The sequence below is a fragment of the Pedobacter sp. AC163 genome (genome assembly GCF_979258665.1).
On sequence record NZ_OZ409872.1, the window covers coordinates 3,844,406 to 3,863,208 of the forward strand.

The 18,803-nt window shown below is 36.8% G+C and carries 17 protein-coding genes and 1 pseudogene; 9 read left to right on the forward strand and 9 right to left on the reverse strand.

Features of this window, described 5'->3' with window-relative positions:
- Positions 1 to 27: 27 nt before the first annotated feature.
- From ACZZZK_RS16605 to ACZZZK_RS16620, 4 genes are all read right to left on the reverse strand, one after another.
- Entirely contained in the window at positions 28 to 228 is a 201-nt protein-coding gene (locus ACZZZK_RS16605) for a hypothetical protein (protein WP_463485104.1), read from the reverse strand.
- A 377-nt stretch (positions 229 to 605) separates the two neighbouring features.
- Entirely contained in the window at positions 606 to 1,568 is a 963-nt protein-coding gene (locus ACZZZK_RS16610) for an AAA family ATPase (protein ID WP_463485105.1), read from the reverse strand.
- A 5-nt stretch (positions 1,569 to 1,573) separates the two neighbouring features.
- A complete protein-coding gene (locus ACZZZK_RS16615; RefSeq protein WP_463485106.1) occupies positions 1,574 to 2,941 on the reverse strand; it encodes a peptidylprolyl isomerase in 1,368 nt (455 codons plus the stop codon).
- A 51-nt stretch (positions 2,942 to 2,992) separates the two neighbouring features.
- Complete coding sequence (locus ACZZZK_RS16620; protein WP_463485107.1) at positions 2,993 to 3,517, reverse strand: hypothetical protein; 525 nt, start codon at positions 3,515 to 3,517, stop codon at positions 2,993 to 2,995.
- A 167-nt stretch (positions 3,518 to 3,684) separates the two neighbouring features.
- On the opposite strand from ACZZZK_RS16620, the gene ACZZZK_RS16625 reads away from it, so the two are divergent.
- Both ACZZZK_RS16625 and ACZZZK_RS16630 read left to right on the forward strand, forming a co-directional pair.
- A complete protein-coding gene (locus ACZZZK_RS16625; protein WP_463485108.1) occupies positions 3,685 to 4,341 on the forward strand; it encodes a hypothetical protein in 657 nt (218 codons plus the stop codon).
- A gap of 59 nt (positions 4,342 to 4,400) precedes the next feature.
- Positions 4,401 to 4,976, forward strand: coding sequence for a non-canonical purine NTP diphosphatase (locus ACZZZK_RS16630; RefSeq protein WP_463485109.1), 576 nt, complete (start codon positions 4,401 to 4,403; stop codon positions 4,974 to 4,976).
- A 193-nt stretch (positions 4,977 to 5,169) separates the two neighbouring features.
- Here the strand turns inward: ACZZZK_RS16630 and ACZZZK_RS16635 are convergent, their stop codons facing one another.
- Positions 5,170 to 7,485 (reverse strand): OstA-like protein, encoded by a 2,316-nt coding sequence (locus tag ACZZZK_RS16635; protein WP_463485110.1) that lies wholly within the window; start codon positions 7,483 to 7,485, stop codon positions 5,170 to 5,172.
- Between the two features lie 65 nt (positions 7,486 to 7,550).
- On the opposite strand from ACZZZK_RS16635, the gene tilS reads away from it, so the two are divergent.
- From tilS to ACZZZK_RS16670, 7 genes and pseudogenes are all read left to right on the forward strand, one after another.
- Positions 7,551 to 8,882: a tRNA lysidine(34) synthetase TilS gene (gene tilS / locus ACZZZK_RS16640; protein ID WP_463485111.1), complete on the forward strand. Its 1,332-nt coding sequence runs from the start codon at positions 7,551 to 7,553 to the stop codon at positions 8,880 to 8,882.
- The gene (locus tag ACZZZK_RS16645; RefSeq protein ID WP_029282618.1) at positions 8,883 to 9,371 is read left to right on the forward strand and encodes a hypothetical protein; all 489 of its coding nucleotides are present in this window, start codon (positions 8,883 to 8,885) and stop codon (positions 9,369 to 9,371) included.
- 135 nt (positions 9,372 to 9,506) lie between these two features.
- Positions 9,507 to 9,965: a hypothetical protein gene (locus ACZZZK_RS16650; RefSeq protein WP_463485112.1), complete on the forward strand. Its 459-nt coding sequence runs from the start codon at positions 9,507 to 9,509 to the stop codon at positions 9,963 to 9,965.
- A 40-nt stretch (positions 9,966 to 10,005) separates the two neighbouring features.
- Positions 10,006 to 10,404 (forward strand): annotated as a pseudogene (locus ACZZZK_RS16655) (GxxExxY protein).
- A 244-nt stretch (positions 10,405 to 10,648) separates the two neighbouring features.
- Complete coding sequence (gene bshA / locus ACZZZK_RS16660) at positions 10,649 to 11,791, forward strand: N-acetyl-alpha-D-glucosaminyl L-malate synthase BshA (protein ID WP_463485113.1); 1,143 nt, start codon at positions 10,649 to 10,651, stop codon at positions 11,789 to 11,791.
- 247 nt (positions 11,792 to 12,038) lie between these two features.
- Positions 12,039 to 13,919 (forward strand): glycoside hydrolase family 35 protein, encoded by a 1,881-nt coding sequence (locus ACZZZK_RS16665; RefSeq protein ID WP_463485114.1) that lies wholly within the window; start codon positions 12,039 to 12,041, stop codon positions 13,917 to 13,919.
- A 237-nt stretch (positions 13,920 to 14,156) separates the two neighbouring features.
- Positions 14,157 to 14,603 carry a KTSC domain-containing protein gene (locus ACZZZK_RS16670; RefSeq protein WP_463485115.1) on the forward strand — a complete coding sequence of 149 codons (447 nt, stop codon included), beginning with the start codon at positions 14,157 to 14,159 and terminating at the stop codon, positions 14,601 to 14,603.
- A gap of 172 nt (positions 14,604 to 14,775) precedes the next feature.
- Here ACZZZK_RS16670 and ACZZZK_RS16675 read toward each other — a convergent pair whose 3' ends face one another.
- The 4 genes from ACZZZK_RS16675 to ACZZZK_RS16690 all read right to left on the reverse strand — a co-directional run bounded on the left by ACZZZK_RS16675 (position 14,776) and on the right by ACZZZK_RS16690 (position 18,558).
- A complete protein-coding gene (locus ACZZZK_RS16675) occupies positions 14,776 to 15,072 on the reverse strand; it encodes a GIY-YIG nuclease family protein (protein WP_463485116.1) in 297 nt (98 codons plus the stop codon).
- A gap of 141 nt (positions 15,073 to 15,213) precedes the next feature.
- Positions 15,214 to 15,708, reverse strand: coding sequence for an SRPBCC family protein (locus ACZZZK_RS16680; RefSeq protein WP_463485117.1), 495 nt, complete (start codon positions 15,706 to 15,708; stop codon positions 15,214 to 15,216).
- 4 nt (positions 15,709 to 15,712) lie between these two features.
- Entirely contained in the window at positions 15,713 to 16,822 is a 1,110-nt protein-coding gene (locus ACZZZK_RS16685) for a lactonase family protein (RefSeq protein ID WP_463485118.1), read from the reverse strand.
- 137 nt (positions 16,823 to 16,959) lie between these two features.
- Positions 16,960 to 18,558 carry a pseudouridine synthase gene (locus ACZZZK_RS16690; protein ID WP_463485119.1) on the reverse strand — a complete coding sequence of 533 codons (1,599 nt, stop codon included), beginning with the start codon at positions 18,556 to 18,558 and terminating at the stop codon, positions 16,960 to 16,962.
- Between the last annotated feature and the right edge of the window lie 245 nt (positions 18,559 to 18,803).

The following is an 18,803-nucleotide window of genomic DNA, read 5'->3' on the forward strand; positions in this document are numbered from 1 at the left end:
TTTTAATTTTTGACCTTCACCTTAATCCTAGTGATGTGATGATTCAGCCTCTTCTGCTTTTGAATGCGGTTTCTCTGTTTCATGGTGACCAGATCCTTCTGGTGCGTCAACGAAAATTGGTCTGGTAAAGGCTACAAGAAGGATTAAAACAATAATCCAAGCTGTTAATGGCAATGCCCAAATGCCTTTTGTTTGATGAACTGGTGCGTGTGAATCGTGAGCTGACATGTTAAATATTTTTGATTTGAAAAATTTTGCTTTTTAATTGGCATAAAGATAAGAACAATTATCCTAAATTATAAAGTAACCATCTGCTGTAGGTTAAATTATTTGATTGCTTTTCCAATCTATCTTTCACATTTAAAATGGCAACAGGCGTATTCGATCATTGATTAAAATGATACAACCTGCTCTTCTATCTTATTTCAGAAAGCCGATTACATAGGTGTTACAAAAGAGGCTTTATGACAAATAAGAAATGTCATCCTGAGCCTGTCGAAGGACTTGCGAAATATGCCTTTTGGGGAGTTTAGAAAAGCTCAACGTGACAAGATTCAAAGATAAATTGATTTATAAGACAACCTCTTCTAAATTGGATTGAACTTCTATAACAGATCTTTTATGATCTTTTCTATTGATAATCCTTCTGCTTCAGCACGGTAATTTCTAACAATACGGTGGCGTAAAATAGGTTCTGCTACCGCTTGAACATCTTCAATGTCTGGAGCATATTTTCCTGAAATAGCCGCATGGCATTTTGCACCTAAAACCAAAAATTGTGATGCTCTTGGCCCGGCACCCCAGCTAATATATTTGTTTACCGCTTCTGTTGCAAACTCACTATTTGGTCGGGTTTTAGAAGCCAGCTTTACCGCATATTCCAAAACATTATCCGTTACTGGAATATCGCGAATCAGCTTTTGGAAAAACAGAATATCATCAGCTTGAATAATTTTCTCGAGCGCTATGGTTTTATTGCTTGTAGTATTTTTAACAATATTCAGCTCATCGGCAAATGCCGGATAATTTAATTGAATATTGAACATGAAACGATCAAGTTGCGCTTCGGGTAGGGGATAAGTCCCTTCTTGTTCAATTGGGTTTTGCGTAGCCAACACAAAGAACGGCTTTGGTAAGGTATGGGTTAAGCCAGCTGCTGTAACCGATTTTTCCTGCATGGCCTCTAGTAAAGCGGCCTGCGTTTTTGGCGGAGTACGGTTAATCTCATCAGCTAAAATAATATTCGAAAAAACAGGACCTTTAATAAATTTAAAGTGCCTGTCTTCTCCTAATATCTCTGCGCCAATGATATCGCTTGGCATTAAGTCGGGGGTAAATTGAATTCTATTAAAATCCAGATCTAAAACCGAGGCAACAGTTTGAACGAGTAAAGTTTTAGCCAATCCGGGTACGCCAACCAACAAACAATGTCCGTTACTAAAAATGGCGATTAAAACTGATTTAATGACATCATCTTGTCCAACAACAACCTTACTAATATCGGTTTTAATTTTGTTGAAAGTGTGATGAAGTGCGTCAACGGCTTCTACTTCGTTTTTGTACTGCATTCGTGTTATTTTGCGGCTGTAGTGGTCTTAGTCCAAATTTTTAGTTCATCGCAGGTATTAAACTCGTCGTCGATTTTAATGTAAGTACTTTCACGACGTTTTTCAAACCATTCGCTTAAAGTACGATTTATTTTATCACTTTGAGCGGCGTCTCTAATTTTTGGAAAATCTTGTGCCATGTTCGCTTTGTGAGGCGGAATTTTAGATTTTAAATAAAGTAAGCGATAGCCTTGTTTGCCATCAGCTGCAGTATATAAATCAGGCTTAGAAATGCCGCCAATTTTCATGGTATCGATTACCAAAAATACGGATGGATCTAATTTATCGATAGGGATAAAAGTAGTTCTGGCTTGAACATTTTCTGCGTTCAGCATCATACCGCCATTATACTTCGATTCTTTATTGTCTGAATATAAGTTTGCCGCAGCTGCGAAAGATAGTTTGTTAGCGATGATTTTGTTGTAAACACTATCGGCATGAAGTTTTAAACGGGTTAAACTTTCTGGTGTTGTTGCGGGTCTTACCAGGATGTGACGGGCGTGAACCTGCTCTCCGCGACGCTCAATTACCTGAAGGATGTGGAAACCAAATTCAGTTTCAAATACCGGAGAAATTTCTCCTGCTTTAAGTTTAAAAGCCCAGGCTGTAAATTCCTTTGCCATCATACTTCTATCAAAGAAACCTAAATCTCCACCATCTGCAGATGATCCCGGATCTTCAGAATATGTTTTAGCCAGAACTCCAAAATCATCGCCACCTTTAATTCTTAAACGTAACGCTTCAATTTTATCCCTAAATCTTTGCTTTTCAGCTCTTGATAATTTTGGATCCAGAATGATCTCTCCAACTTCAACCTCTGTGTTAAATTCTGGAATGCTATCACCCAACGATTTGAAGTATTTTTCAACTTCCATTGGTGTAACATTAATATTTTCGGTGATTTTACCTTGCATTTTCTGAGCGATTAAACCATCTTTAATCGTTGGTCTCATCTCATCCTTATATTGCAATACCGACTTATTTAAGAATTGCTCTAAACGCTCCTGTCCACCGGCACGTTGCATCATCGAACGCATCCGCTTATCAACCTCATCGTCTACCTGGCCATCTTCTACCATAACCGAATCGATTTCTGCCTGTTGTTTCAGCAGTTTTTGGGTCAAGGTGTTTTGTAAAATTTTACACTTTATGCTCTCATTTGGAGGGTTTCCCTGGTATAGGTACTGCGTATACTCCTGATTCAAATCTGATAGTAAAATAATATTATTACCTACCACAGCAGCAACTTTATCGATGTTATGTTTCCCTGGTTGGGCATAACTGTTTAACAATGCGCAAATTAATGCTGTTGCTACTAAAAAAAACTTCTTCATTCTTTGTGTTATATTTTGCAAATTTAATACTAATCTTTTACCAAAATAGAGTTACTGTTTTGCGAGTTTTCTTAACTCTTGCTCATTAATCTTGATCTGGTGTTTTTGTCTGAGCCCTTTCAGCCAGTTTTCCTCCAGGCTTTGCTGATAGTCGGCAATTACCTGGCCTCTCACATCACTCAATGGCTTATTGTAATTCTGTTGGTTTTTATTATAAAATTCCTGTAATGCTTGCTCATCGTCTTGCGCTTTGTTCCAAATCTTTTTTTCGGAGATGTTGAACATCAAAACGCCTTCTTTATATTCATTGAGCAAAAAATCCTGATCCTTATGTCTTGCATCAGCCTTTTTATGTGCTACCAGTGCAGTTTCGTAAGTTTTAATCTCTTCCTGATAAATGGAATTCTTATCTAAACCCATTTCTCTGGCATCCAAAACTTTCAATTTAAAATTTATATACAAGTTCAAATAGTTTTCCAAACTGGCATAATCCGTACTAGAAATACCATTATGACTCTTTTTATAAGCCCATAAAAATTCTTTGCTACTTATTGATTTACCATTGATTGCAGCCACGTTTTGTGCAAACGAATAACCGAAAATAATACTAAAAATAAATAAGCAACAAGCCTTTTTTAAGCAGAGCACTCTATAAATTTTAAGGGATAAAAGTAACAATTAGCGGCGCTATTATAAGATATTTAACTAATTTTAACAGAAATTATTATCCTACAAAAATACGAATGGAAAACCAGCTTACCAACAATGCGAATGCTTTACGCTTATTTTTTACTGAAGATATTTTTTTAGTGAAGGATGAGTCTGTTCAAATCGCACTTGTTGATAACGAAAAGCCTGTTAGTAACCCGATTGTATCTGAGACTGATTTAATTGAAGAAAAAGTTTTACAACCTAAAAGTGAGGCAATTTCAGTAGAAACGAGTGAAGAATCTGCTAAGAGCTACACCCCTCAAGTAGAAATTCCTCGTGTTTTGGCTGAACCAAAATTGCCAAAAACCTTTAAATTTTTGGGCGGAAATAAAAAGTCGGTTTTGATTTTAGTGAATGATAAACTGAATGATGTAAGCACTCCCGAGGGAAGGGAATTGCTGCGCAAGATTGTTAAGGCAGTCGATTTGAGTACGCCCGACTTTGCGGTAGTGAATTATGCACAGTATATGGGAACCGACTATGTTGATTTCCATGAGTTTTTTAAGCCGGCAATTATGCTTTCGTTTGGGGTAGAAATTTCTGATCTGAAACTGAATCTGGTTTGGCAGAATGAAATTATTCAGCATGAAAGTACAAAAATCATCTTCGCACCCAACCTTCATCAATTGGATAGCGATTTAACCGCTAAGAAATTACTTTGGGGAAATTTGCAAAAAATTAAGTTATAGATTTTAAATATCAGAATCTGTTTATCCCATTACCTATTTACTATTTTCCATCTAACAGCATGAAGAAGCTTGTTTTTGCCACCAATAATCAACATAAAACAGAAGAAATCCGCTTGGCATTGGCTGGAGAATATGAGGTTTTAAATCTGAATGATATTGGCTGTAATGTAGATATACCCGAAACTGCTAACACATTTGAAGGGAATGCCAGTTTAAAGAGTAAATATGTTGTAGAGAATTTTAATTTAGATTGCTTTGCTGATGACAGTGGTTTAGAGGTAGAAGCCTTAAATAATGAGCCTGGCGTTTTTTCTGCCAGATACGGTGGGAGTAGAGATAGCTTGGAAAATATGCAACTAGTTTTGAAAAAACTGGAAGGACAACACAATCGTAAAGCAAGGTTTAAAACCGTTATTTCTTTAATGCTGAATGGAGTTAATCATATTTTCGAAGGAACGATTGAAGGTACGATAACTCAACACTTAACTGGATCAAAAGGATTTGGTTACGACCCAATCTTTCAACCTGATGGTTATTCCATTACTTTTGCTGAAATGGATATGGCTGAAAAAAACAAGATTAGCCATAGAGCTATTGCTTTAAAAAAAATGATTAAGTTTTTGAAAGCCGGCTAAACGTCATTGCGAGTCCCGATTTTTCATCGGGCGTGGCAATCTTATTGAGGTAAATAACAACAAAAAAAGAGAACTACAATGACGATTGGAAGGTTACGCTATGTTAGAGATTGCCACAAACATTACCGATGAAGAATCGGAGAATGTTTTCGCAAGGACGTTCCAAGTGCTTGTGAAACGCCGTTGCAATAATTTACAACTTCTTTATCGCTTTCTTTAATGTATCTACTTTAGGCAAAATAGGTTTAATACCGAAATTAACTGTATCTAAAGGGTTAGCCAAAGGCACATTTTTGTTCAAATTAAAGTTTACTTTTCCATTGGGTAGTGTTACCTTTTTAGCAGGAATCTTGTTAACATTTTTTTGAGCTGGAACGGTACCCTTGCTTGCCAAATTAGTTTTAGCGGGAGGTGTTTTACTTTTTGATTTCGTTTTGCCCGATGAGCCAACGGCATCTTTCTTAGCTTTTGGTCTTTCTTTAGGTTTCCATGAAAAGCCTTTTAACACGTTATCTTTAGCAACCTTATTTTCTGGGTTTAGCGCACCTTCTACACCTTTAATATAAACAATGTCTTCAATATCATTTTCATTATCCTGGAAAATAAATTTAATCCTACTGCTCAAAGTTTGATTCATTTCTTTGTAAACCTTTGTACTATCATCCTGCGTGTAGTAAATACTTTCAGCATTACCATCAACGTACATGGTTTTGAGCTTGCCATTTCTAAAAAAGCCAGTCATTAATCTGCCTTTTATTTGGTTAAAACGCAAAGAATCTTTTGGTGTATTCACTAAGAAAGCATTCTTAATGGCTTGCAGGTTGTTTAACTTCTTGTTTTTAAACTGAACATAAATCGTATCTGCAATTTGCTGTGATCCTTCTGACCAAATAATCGGATTTAGAAAACAACGAAGGGTAGAGTCGGCGCTGGTGTAAAATAAACTATCGGTTTTAGCCTGAATATTTGTTTTGAAAATTTTCACGCCGTGATAAGCCTTAATTATCCTGGCCTGAACGGTATCTGCCGGATTGAATTTTGCGGTATCGTTTTTTAGGGCACCTTTTAAACCGGCTAAGGTTTTATTTAAGCCATCTTTGGTTACTACTTTCAAGGCAGGCTTCAATAAACTATCCACTTTTAATGGATTAATATTTTTTATCTCGCCAGCCTTTGCAGTAAGTTTTTTGGTTAAGCTATCCTGCTTTAATTTCGGCTGATTTTTAACAATAGAATCTGCTTTCGCCTTAAGCAGATTTATTGTACTATCCCCCTTTATTTTAGGTGGAATTTTACTTAAAGAATCTATATTTAAACTGTCTGTAGATTTACTAACGGATAAACTCTTTTCATCATTTGGACTAGCCTCATTCTTCGATTTGTTTTTGGCTTTTTTATCGTTTTTAACCTTTTCTCCAACTACTTTATCAGCGCCTCTTGTTGGTGTTTGCTGATTTGGGTTTTCTTTCTTTTCTTTAGTTCCGCCATCTTCTTCATCGTCTTCTCCAACTTCGTTATCTGCTTTGATAGAAATTTTTGGAATCAACTTTAAGGTTTTTTGTAATACCATTTGGGTTTCCAGGGTATCCGCACCCATCCATAAACTATCCGGGCGTTTTTTTCCTTTCACCAAAACCGAATCTTCAGTACCAATACCTAAATAAGCATTTCGGGTTACGAGTGTCCGTTGATCGGCTTTGTAGTAATAACCTAAATCGCCAAACATTTTCATTTTGTCCTTCGTATCTGAAAAAACAATGTTTTTAACCGCTTTGCCATAACCTATTTTTCCAAAATAATAAAGACTATCCCCCTTTAAAGATCTTGTACCTTGCGTATATAAATTTTTCTTCCCAAAATAGGCATCTTCTGTCGCCGTATTATAGGCGCCATTTTCTGTGTAAAGGTTATCGTCTTTTCCTTTAATGTTGGTAGGACCGTAAAAATATGTCCATTTGGTTTGGGTATTGTAACGCAATGTATCCGATTTGATGGTTACTTGAGGCGTAACTACAACTACATTGTAGCGAAAGTAAGCATCGCTAGAGGTGCTAAAATAGTAACCATTCTTACTGGTAAGCGTTACATCTTGATTTACTATTTTTCCTCCACTGGTGTAGGTCCCGATTTTGCTCAAGGTATTATAATCCAAAACATTTGTTGTTAAAACCGATGTCGGATCGACCATTCTCACATTTCCGGTTAAGTGTGCCTGCTTTTTATTTCCATCATATTCCAATTGATCAGAGTAGATATCAGTTGTTAATTGATTAATGTGAACATTTTTAAAGGCCTCGAAATAGTTTCGCTCACTGTAAAATACAGCACTATCGCAGGTTAGTGTTGCGTTATCTTGCTGGAAAACGGGAAAGCGTAAGTAGCTGATCTTATTTTTTGTATCGCCACTTATTTTCGCAAACGAAACAATTTTGATCTTTGTTGCCTTTTGTTGGCTAAAAAGATATACCGGAAAGAATATTAAAAATAAAAAGACAAATAGTTTTTGCACTTTACAAAGTTAGTTTTTTGTTCCGAACGTTCGGAATACCAGTTAAAATTAAATATTTTTGGTGGATGTTACCCTTAAAACAATTTCAGGATTTTATTAATCAGCATGAGCTGTTTGCCAGGGATAATAAGATTCTTTTAGCCATAAGCGGCGGGAAAGATTCGGTTTTAATGTTGCATTTGTTTAAGGCAATAGGCGTTAATATAGGTGTGGCGCATTGTAATTTTAACTTAAGAGGTGATGAAGCGCAACGTGATGAAAATTTTGTTAAAATGCTTTCTGCAAGTCTTGATGTTCCTTTTTACCTAACGCATTTTGATACCAAAAAATATGCCGCAGAAAATAAAATTTCTACCCAGATGGCTGCCCGAGATTTGCGTTACCAGTGGTTCGAAGAAATTAGGATAAAATACGGTTACGATTTGGTTGCTTCGGCACACCATCAAAACGATACGGTAGAAACCATGTTAATCAACCTTACTCGTGGTACAGGAATAAGTGGCTTACACGGCATTTTACCAAAGCGACAACATTTAATCAGGCCATTATTGTTTTTAAATCGAAATGAGATTGATGAAATAATCGACAAAAATCATTTAGATTTCGTTGAAGACAGTTCGAATCAAAGTACACACTATACCAGAAATAAAATTAGGTTAGGCGTAGTTCCAAAACTTAAAGAGATCAATCCAGATTTGGAAAAAACCTTTATAGAAAATGCCGTTCGATTTGCCGAAGTAGAGACATTTCTAAATACAGAGGTGGAAAAATTAGCTGCAAAAATTCTTCAAAAGAAAGCTGACGGCATTTACATCGCGATAGATGAAATAGTAAAGCTTAATCCGCAGCGGCTGCTATTATTTGAATTGCTAAAACCTTATGGATTTACAGAATCGGTTGTTCAGGAAATTTTAAGTCATTTAAATTCATTGAGTGGTACGCATTTTTTCAGCTCAACTCATCAGGCTATTATCAATAGAGATTATCTGGTAATCGCCGAAAAGAATGTCGACTCAGTCTTCAATCAGTTCATTCACCCATCAACACAAAATATCCTATTTGGGAAGGATGAAATAACACTTTCGTTTTCTTCTGAAATCAAATTCGAAGTTGATCATTACAAAGCCTTCATAAATGCGGATAAATTAATTTTTCCGCTGATAGTAAGAAATTGGCAGAATGGCGATAAGTTTATCCCCCTGGGTATGCGACAGCCCAAAAAGGTGAGCGATTATTTTATTGATGAAAAGGTGCCAATTCATTTAAAAGCCACCACACCGATTTTAGTAAACGGGAATGGCGATATCGTTTGGATTGTGGGTATGCGTCAGGATAATCGATACAAATTAACCGCAGCAACAAAAAAAGTTGCTATATTCGAACTCAAAAAAAAATAAGTGGAAAGCAAATACGCCTACATCGAAAAACAATACATCGGTCGTGATTATGTTCGCATTTTCATCAGGTTAATAATGGCCGCTTTCTGTTTTGCAGCTTATGTTTACGAACGCGATCGCGATAACACCCAAGACTTATTTCTGGTGGTTGGCTTCGGCATTATCGGTGTTTCCATGTTACTGCTTTTCTTAATCCAGTATAAAATTGTAGTTGATAATGGCAGTATGATCTTAGATGGCCTTTGGACTACAAAACGCGTTAAAATTGATTTAAATAGCATTGTTGATGTTCGTAAGGCAACTTACAGCCGTTATTTTTTTAATAACCCGGTTTATAATCTTCATACTAAAGGCACCATTCGTTTTTATTCTTCAGGTAAAGATGCCGTTGTTTTAACGGATCGGGATGGCCTGGAATATTTCATCGGCACACAAAGACCAAACGAACTTTTCCTTGTGATTAAAGAGGAAATGAGAAACCTGAAATAATTTCCGGGTAAAAATTTTCTCAAAAATCAGCATCTAAAATTTCTCTATAATTCATTTAATGCCACAGCTATAGGTTGAAGGTGTTTTTTTGCATTGGGCATTTTAATTGAAATATGCAATCGATAAATGATTGTTATGAAGAAATTAATATTTGCTGGTTTGCTAGGATTTGCATCTATTCCGGCTATGGCGCAAACGTATAACGCGAAAGTTTCGAAAGATTCATTAGGGGTTTTAAATACCAGAGTTGAGGTATTGAAAATGAGTATGAAGGTTTTAGAGCTTAAAATTAAAGAAGCGGAAGAAGAGGCTGATGTAGAAAAATTGCGATTGAAGCTTCTGGAAGCAAATGGAAATGCCAAAGCTTCTTCTGAAAAGCATGGTGAAAATATCAACAAATCTGGAACGATGGTTGATCAAAAAGCTGCAGAAAAATTGACGAAAAAAGCCAAAGGAGATGCTGATGATGCACAAAAGGCTTTGGAGCGATACAATAAACAAATTGCGAAAGTAGAAGACATTCGTACTCAAATACAAGGCGAGGAACGCAAACTAGGGTATAAAAAACCGCAGATTATTTTTGATTACAAATAGTGTTAGCCGCAGATTCGCAGATTTTTTAGGATTAATTATTATGAGCACCTATTACAATGGAGATGATTATCCTTTTCAAGAAGAATGTCATTTAATAATAGGGATTACTATGGAAATTCATCGGATCCTTGGAAAAGGGTTTTCTGAAAGAGTATATAAACATGCATTTGAATATGAGCTATTATCTAAATGTATTTTCTGATGAAAGGGGAAAAAATTTTTGGTTAATTACAAGGAGGTCATCCTTAAGCATAAATTTTATGCTGATTTTGTGATTGATGATAAAATAATTCTTGAGGTGAAATCCAGCAGTATAATAGTTGACGAGCATTATGCTCAAGTTTTAAATTATTTAATGATCTCGAATTTGCAGATAGGCTTACTTGTTAATTTTACTGACAAATCTCTTCAACACAAAAGAATAATCAATAGTAAATAGAAATTAAGTCTTTCTCGGTCCTATAGAATACCTTAAGTGCTAGTCTCAGCTTCTTGATTTTGGAGTTACACTTAGTTAAAAAGCAAATCTGCGAATCTGCGTCCCACCTTAACAAGCTCGCCTTATCACTTATTTCTCTAGAGCTCCAAAACTTATCTCCATAACTCAGTTTTTATTGCAATATCCCGACATGCATTTCAGCTAAAAATGGGCTACATTTGTGTTGTTAACAACACATTTACAGATGAAGATAGGAATTGTTTGCTACCCCACTTTTGGTGGTAGTGGAGTAGTTGCAACGGAGCTTGGAAAAGCACTCGCCAACGAGGGTCACCAGGTTCACTTTATTACCTATAGTCAGCCTGCCAGGCTTGACTTTTTTTCTGCAAACCTTTTTTATCATGAGGTTTCTGTAAGGGATTATCCACTCTTCGACTATGCACCCTATGAATCGGCTTTGGCGAGCAAGCTGGTAGATGTGGTTCGTTTTGAGCAGTTGGATGTTTTGCATGTGCATTATGCCATTCCACACGCGTCTGCAGCTTTCATGGCTAAGCAGATTTTAGCCAGTTATGGCATTCATATTCCGGTTGTGACCACTTTGCATGGTACTGATATCACTTTGGTAGGTAAAGATCCAACCTATAAGCCTGTAGTAACCTTTTCAATCAATCAAAGCGATGGTGTAACAACCGTTTCTCAAGATTTAAAAGAGGATACTTATAATCATTTTGAAATCACTAAAGAAATTAAGGTGATTCCGAATTTTATCGACTTCAGTCGTTTTAGCCTGCAGGCAAAAGATCACTTTAAAAAGGCGATTGCGCCCAATAATGAACGTATTTTAATTCATACTTCAAATTTCCGGAAAGTGAAGCGCACTTCAGATGTGATTCGGATTTTCGAAAAAGTACAGGCTGTTATTCCATCAAAACTCTTAATGGTTGGCGACGGTCCGGAAAGGTCTTACGATGAACAGCTTTGCCGATCTTTAGGGATTGACGATCATGTGCGTTTCTTGGGTAAACAAGATGCAGTTGAGGAAATTTTATCGGTTTCTGATTTGTTTTTGATGCCTTCAGAATCAGAAAGTTTCGGTTTGGCTGCCCTGGAAGCAATGGCTTGCAAAGTGCCTGCAATTACTTCAAATGCTGGTGGGTTGCCTGAATTAAATATTGATGATTATTGTGGTTACATGTGCGATGTTGGTGATGTTGAAGACATGGCTAATAAAGCGATAACCATTTTAAGTAATGATGAAACGCTGAAATATTTTAAGGAAAATGCATTTACAAGAGCGCAGGATTTTGATTTGAAAAAAATCCTACCTTATTATGTTGATTATTATAAAGAGGTGATTGAAAATTCGCTGCAGGCGAAATACTAAAATTTGGTTTTTTATTGCCTAAACGCTTATATTTAAAGGTTTGGGCATATTATTTATAGAAAAAAATATTCGGTTCCGCGAAGTTGAACGCAATCAAACGTTTGACTTAAGTCTGAAAAAAATCCTTTAAAAATGGCAGAAACTTGCTCTTTTTAAGAGAACTTAAATTTTAAGTGAATTATTTTTGAATAAATATGTGCCTATTATTCGGTTGATTCCGATTAGAAATGAAACTTTTAATAAACGTATGAGAGCAAAAATTTTTATGCTTGCACTGCTACTGGGCATTGCGGTAGCAGTACATGCCCAATCTAAAAAGGCAGCTGTAAAACACACCTTCGCTATTGCAGATGGAAATTTCCTTTTAGATGGAAAGCCGATCCAAATTCATAGTGGCGAAATGCACTATTCGAGAATCCCGAAACCTTATTGGCGCCACCGCTTGAAAATGATGAAAGCAATGGGTTTGAATGCAGTAGCAACCTATGTTTTCTGGAATTATCATGAGATTGCACCTGGCGTTTGGGATTTCAAATCGGGAAACAAAGACATAGCCGAATACATCAAAATTGCTGAAGAAGAGGGGCTGTTCGTAATCCTTCGCCCCGGGCCATATGTTTGCGCCGAATGGGAGTTTGGCGGCTATCCATGGTTTCTAACCAAAGTTCCTGGAATGGTAATTCGAGGGAATAATCCACAATATTTAGCAGCAACGAAAGCATATTTTACAGCCTTATATGGTCAGGTTAAACCGCTTTTGGTTAGCAACGGTGGGCCAATTGTAATGGTTCAGGGAGAAAATGAATTTGGATCCTACGTAGCGCAACGGAAAGATATTAGTCTCGAAGATCATAAAAAATATAGCGCTGCCGTGTTTCAGCAACTGAAAGACATTGGTTTTGATATACCTTTCTTTACTTCTGATGGCAGCTGGCTTTTTGAAGGCGGCGCATTACCTGGCGCATTACCAACTGCAAATGGTGAAGATGATGTCACTAAGCTGAAAGAAATTGTTAATCAATATAATGGAGGCAAAGGCCCTTACATGGTTGCCGAATTTTATCCGGGTTGGCTAGACCATTGGGCAGAACCTTTTCCAAAGGTTTCTTATAAAAGTACAGCCAAACAGACCCAGAAATATTTGGACGCTGGTGTTTCTTTTAATTATTATATGGTTCACGGAGGTACAAATTTTGGTTTTACCTCAGGAGCCAATTATGATAACAAGCATGATATTCAACCCGATTTAACCAGTTACGATTATGATGCACCTATTAGCGAAGCCGGCTGGGCAACCAAAAAGTACGACACCTTACGCTCGATGCTTAAGACCGCTACAACTCCTGCGGTACCAGCAAAAAATCCTGTTATTTCAATTTCGACTATTGCATTAACTAAGGCAGTAGATTTAGAGGATATTAGAAACAAAGTTGTTCCAGTTAATGACGATAAGCCGTTGACGTTTGAAGAACTTAACCAAGGACATGGTTACGTTTGGTACAGTAAAAAATTCAATCAGCCTATAAGTGGCAAATTGGAATTAGCTGGCCTTCGCGATTATGCCATTGTTTATGTGAATGGGACGAAAGTGGCAGAATTGAATAGTTATTATAAAAAATACGACTGCGAAATTGACATTCCATTTAATGCGACGTTGGATATTATTGTGGAGAATATGGGACGCATCAACTACGGTGCTAAGATCGTGAACAGCTTTAAGGGAATTGTTTCGCCCGTAATCATCAATGGCCAAACCATCACCGGAAACTGGGATATGTATAAATTGCCTATGGATGTGGTACCAAATATCACATCGGCTAAAAACACGGCTACTGCGGGCAAACCAGCAATTTACCAAGGGAATTTTACGCTAGCTAAAGCGGGAGATACATTTTTAGATATGCGCTCTTTTGGCAAAGGCATCGTGTTTATTAATGGAATAAACATTGGCCGTTATTGGAGCGTTGGCCCACAACAAACTTTATATGTACCTGGTTGTTGGTTAAAAATTGGAAAAAATGAGATTGTTATTTTTGAGCAAAAAAATGATGTGATGCAGAAGTCAGTTAAATCTTTAACGACACCCATTTTGGAAGAACTGAAGCCTGAGAATGGTTTAACAAAATAATTTTAATCTCCTGTTTGTCTAGCGAAGTCACCCGCTGGTTTTTAGGTGACTTCGCAGATGTTAGATGTCGATTTAAGAAGTTTTGCTGCCTGTATTTCCTTTCCGAATGACCGTAGGTAATTAAATTAAACTTTCTCAAAATCAAACGATTATAAATTGTATCTTTGCGCCTTCGAAATCATCGATCACACAAAATGAAAACTGATTTCTTGAAAAAATAAAAATAGGTTAGCATAAATGAAAAAAATAGTTGATTACAGAAAGCTTTTGAACGTAGATAAAGAGGCTGAATTAAAGGATCTTAAATCGATATACCGTACGTTAATGAAAGATTGTCACCCAGACAAATTTCAGCAAGAAGAAGAGAAATTAGATGCAGAAGCAAGAAGTAAGGAGATTATCGAAGCTTACCACTTTTTAGTAAGTATTGCGCCAGAAACCCGCGAGCAAAATATAGAAACCTATACCCAAACTACCACTTTATCAAACATTCAGGATTTTGAATACAAGCAACAAGTATTAAACATTCAGTTTTATGATGGTAGTGCATACGAATATTTTGATGTGCCAAAAGCAATCTATGTTAAATTAGTTAACGCAGATTCTCCAGGTCGCTTTGCCCGTAGACATATTTTTAATGAATATCCTTATCGTAATGTTGCAAGGGTAGCAGAACCTGCGTAATTTTTAAATAAAAATATAAATTTAAGACTTGCTTAGCAGGTCTTTTTTTTTTGTATTTTATTTAAGGTTTTGCTGCGATGGTATAGCCGCCTCGTCATGCTGAATTCATTTCAGCACCTTTCCTGTTGGGAATGATGTTTGCGAATTGCTATTTGTCATTTTAGGAAAAGTATCAACAATTAAGCGTAAAATATAAATCGTCCCAATTAGGATTGATTCCATTAATTAAATTAATTTTCCAAGCTCTTTTCCAATTCTTTAATTGCTTTTCCTTTGCGATAGCTTCTTCAATCGAAATAAATTGTTCAAAATAAACAAGCTTATAGCAATTGTATCTTGCGCTGAAGGATTCTGGATATTTTTTCTCTCGATGCTCAAAAATTCTTGAATACAAATCAGAGGTAACGCCGATATACAATACGGTGTGAGTTGAATTTGTGATAATATAAGCACATCCACCTCGTTCCATGACAGATATTTTGATTGAATATAAAGATATTTTTGCCTCTTATTCATTTTATCCCAAACATTTAGACCTTTTCTTATTTAGTTCCTGAAACAAGTTCAGGATGACGATGTTCAAGATTATATTTTAAACCTTTTTCCTTTTTTAATTATTCAGCATTGGTTTAAAGCGATTGTCTTTATTGCGCAAATCTAAGCCGCCCTCGTAAACCGATTTCAAATTTACTAAGTAAAAACTCCAGCCGCCGTGGCAGCCAATCCGAATATTTCGCTTCGATTGATTATCAGTTGGAATATTATTTTGAGTGAGTTCAACTATTACATATTCGTATTCTTCCCGAAGGAGAATATCTACTACGCAATCGCCAGCAAAGGTGAACTGAAAATGATTTTTACCATTTGCTTCGGTTATTCGCCCGTGCTCCACATCATCATACAAATACCAGATCCATTGGTATAAATCACCCTTAAGTACGTTTTGCGATTTGCTCAACTGCAGATGGTTCTCGTCAGAAAATTGCGAACTGCTTAAGAACCATTTTTCAATTTCTCCTGCCTTGGTCCAGGCGTCATAGATATCCTCCAGCTTTGCTTTGATGGCGATCTTCAAGGTAAAGCTGGTCCAGTCGAAATCTTCCATTTTTTTAATTAAAGACAAGACAAACAGGCGCACCTACTTCAATTCGTTTACCACTATCGGTAAGCTTTCCAGTCGTTTTATTCCGGTTAAAAACGACAATGTTATTGGTGTATTGATGGCCAATTAATAAGTACTTGCCGCTTGGATCTATGGTGAAATTTCGTGGTCCTTTACCTAATGTACTCACTGTCTCTATAAATTTGAGTTTACCTGTTGGAAGAATTGAAAATGCGGAAATGCTGTTTGCATCGCCACGGTTGGTTTCATAAAGGAATTTTCCATCTGCAGAGATGTGGATATCAGCCGCATCAACCGATCCTGAGAAATTTTTAGAAGTGATTCCGATGTCCTGTAGTTTAGTTAGGTTTCCGTTCAAATAGCTAAAAGCAGTAATGCTTCCATTAAATTCATGTACCAGGTAGGCAAACTTTCCATTTGGAGAAAAAGTGATATGTCTTGGTCCGGTTCCGGCATTTGTTTTTAATACCTTTTTTTCGGTAAGGGTTTTATCTTTACCTGTCGGATTATAATTGTAAATATAAATCTGGTCTTCTCCCAAGTCGTTAACGACAAGATGTTTTTTGTCAGGCGTAAATTTCACCATGTGAACATGAGCACTTTTTTGTCTGCCTTTCGGATCGATACTTTTTCCGGTATGCTGGATCACCTGGCTGGCTTCGCTTAAAGAGCCATCGGCACTGCGTGGAAAAACCGCTAAACTACCGCCACTGTAGTTCGCTACAATTACATTTTTATTATCAACAGTAACGAAACAAGGATCAGCGCCATGACTATCAACTTTGTTTAAAAAACTTAATAATCCGGTTTTTTGATCATAACTAAATGCGCTAACGGTGCTGGTATTTCCAGTTTCATTTACGGCATAAACGAATTTGTTATCGGGCGAAACTGCCAAATAGCTTGGATTGGCAATCCCTTTTGCAATCTGCTTTAAATTCGATACTGCGGTAGCAGTATTAAAGTTGTAGGTATAAATTCCTTCGCTTTTACCGGGTGCGCTGTATGTGCCTACCAGCAGATTATAATTGGTTTTCTGTGCAAAAGCAATGGTTGATAGAAGTGACATTAAAAATATGATGATGTTTTTTTTCATGATGATGACTGTTATAGAACAAATATGGCGAAAAAAAAGTTTGCTGCAATTTAAGTATGGGGGTTAGCGATTCAGAAAATGATCGGTAACGAGTTGTGCTCAAACAGAAAAGGCAATCGTTCGATTGCCTTTAAATATTATTTGATTAAATGTTTAATCTGGATTAACTCATGATCTTCCAGGTATCTCCATCTTCCTCGAGGTAAATCTTTTTTAGTTAAGTTGCCATAAACTACGCGATCTAATTTCTCAACGCTATAACCCAGGTGTTCGAAAATACGACGAACAATTCTGTTTTTACCGCTGTGAATTTGAATACCGATTTCTTTTTTGGTTCCACCAGCAACGTACGAGATATTGTCTGGTTTAATCAAACCATCCTCAAGCTCTAAACCGAAAGCGATTTTATTTAAATCTCCCTGAGATAATGATTTGTCTAACTCAACATTGTAAATTTTGGTGATGCCATTTTTTGGGTGCGATAATTTATCCGCTAAATCACCATCATTTGTCATCAACAATAAACCAGTTGTGTTACGATCTAAGCGGCCAACTGGGTAAATGCGCTCACGACTAGCTTTATCTACCAATTGCATTACGGTACGGCGCTCCTGAGGATCATCGGTTGTTGTGATGTAATCCTTCGGCTTGTTTAACAACACATAAACTTTTTTCTCCCGCTTAAGTAATTCGCCATTGTAACGAATTAAATCTTTTGCTGGATCAACTTTATGGCCTAATTCTGTAACTGCTTCGCCATTTACTGTTACTACGCCTGCAGCAATTAACTCATCAGCTTTACGGCGAGAGCAAATGCCTGCGTTTGAAATATATCTATTAAGGCGAATAAGGCCTTTATCTTCGTTTGTTTTTCGTGCAGGTGCAATTACTGTTCTTTCCGGACGGTTAAACTCTGTATCTCTAGGTTGCGATTCTTCGCGTTTTCTAAACGGACGAGAATCGCCTTCTCTTGCTTCCCTTGGTTTTACATCTCTTGAACTTCCAGCACTTGGTCTGAATCCATCAGATTTGCCTTTGGATTTGAAATCCTTGTAACCACCTTCTCTTGGTTTAAAATCTCTTGATCCACCATCTTTCGATTTGAAATCGCGTTCGCCGGTTCTTGGTTTATAATCTCTCGGTCCACCTTCTCTTGGTTTGAAGTCACGGTCGCCAGTTCTCGGTTTAAAATCTCTCGAATCTCCATCCTTAGATTTGAAATCACGCTCTCCACGCTCTCCTGTTCTTGGTTTATAATCTCTTGAGCCACCTTCTCTTGATTTAAAATCTCTATCTCCTGTTCTTGGTTTGTAATCTCTTGATCCACCTTCTCTCGGCTTGAAGTCGCGATCGCCACTTTTTGATTTGTAATCCCTTGATCCGCCATCTTTTGATTTGTAGCTACGTTCTTCTGATCTTGCTCCAGAATCTTTCGATTTGAATTCACGATCGCCAAATTTAAAACTTTGTGGTTCCGAATCTTTCGATTTGAAATCGCGGCTTCCTGATCTAGGTTTGAAATCTTTTTTGTCTCCGAATGATTTTGATTTGAAATCTTTATTGTCTGAACTTCTAGGTCTGAAGTTATCTCTTGAGTCGGATGATTTTTTGAATTTACTGTCTTTGTCGTCTGATTTTCTTCTATCAGATCCGGCATCATTGCTTCTGCCTTCTGTTCTCCGGTTTCCCGATTTGGACTTGTCATCCCGACTGTTCCTGTTGTCTTTATTTATCATGATACGCTTTTAGCCGCATCCTAAAATGCGGGCTGCAAATTTATGAAAAATTGATGAACATTACAATTGTTGAGTAGCGAAAATTTTAATCAAAAAATAGCCTCTAAAATAGAAAAAAGCATCGAAAAATCAAAATTTAAAATCCACGTTTAAAGCACTTTAGACGCCGATTTCAGAGGGTATTTCTGTAACTATTTGATAATGTGGTTATTATTTTTTAGCTTTGCCGACGTTTTTATATAAGT

Coding starts and splice junctions, on each gene's coding strand:
- ACZZZK_RS16675 (WP_463485116.1), bottom strand. CDS start 15,072: ATGGAACGAGGTGGATGTGCTTATATTATCACAAATTCAACTCACACC.
- tilS (WP_463485111.1), top strand. CDS start 7,551: ATGTTACCCTTAAAACAATTTCAGGATTTTATTAATCAGCATGAGCTG.
- ACZZZK_RS16605 (WP_463485104.1), bottom strand. CDS start 228: ATGTCAGCTCACGATTCACACGCACCAGTTCATCAAACAAAAGGCATT.
- ACZZZK_RS16680 (WP_463485117.1), bottom strand. CDS start 15,708: ATGGAAGATTTCGACTGGACCAGCTTTACCTTGAAGATCGCCATCAAA.
- ACZZZK_RS16615 (WP_463485106.1), bottom strand. CDS start 2,941: ATGAAGAAGTTTTTTTTAGTAGCAACAGCATTAATTTGCGCATTGTTA.
- ACZZZK_RS16685 (WP_463485118.1), bottom strand. CDS start 16,822: ATGAAAAAAAACATCATCATATTTTTAATGTCACTTCTATCAACCATT.
- ACZZZK_RS16625 (WP_463485108.1), top strand. CDS start 3,685: ATGGAAAACCAGCTTACCAACAATGCGAATGCTTTACGCTTATTTTTT.
- ACZZZK_RS16630 (WP_463485109.1), top strand. CDS start 4,401: ATGAAGAAGCTTGTTTTTGCCACCAATAATCAACATAAAACAGAAGAA.
- ACZZZK_RS16690 (WP_463485119.1), bottom strand. CDS start 18,558: ATGATAAATAAAGACAACAGGAACAGTCGGGATGACAAGTCCAAATCG.
- ACZZZK_RS16665 (WP_463485114.1), top strand. CDS start 12,039: ATGAGAGCAAAAATTTTTATGCTTGCACTGCTACTGGGCATTGCGGTA.
- bshA (WP_463485113.1), top strand. CDS start 10,649: ATGAAGATAGGAATTGTTTGCTACCCCACTTTTGGTGGTAGTGGAGTA.
- ACZZZK_RS16650 (WP_463485112.1), top strand. CDS start 9,507: ATGAAGAAATTAATATTTGCTGGTTTGCTAGGATTTGCATCTATTCCG.
- ACZZZK_RS16670 (WP_463485115.1), top strand. CDS start 14,157: ATGAAAAAAATAGTTGATTACAGAAAGCTTTTGAACGTAGATAAAGAG.
- ACZZZK_RS16610 (WP_463485105.1), bottom strand. CDS start 1,568: ATGCAGTACAAAAACGAAGTAGAAGCCGTTGACGCACTTCATCACACT.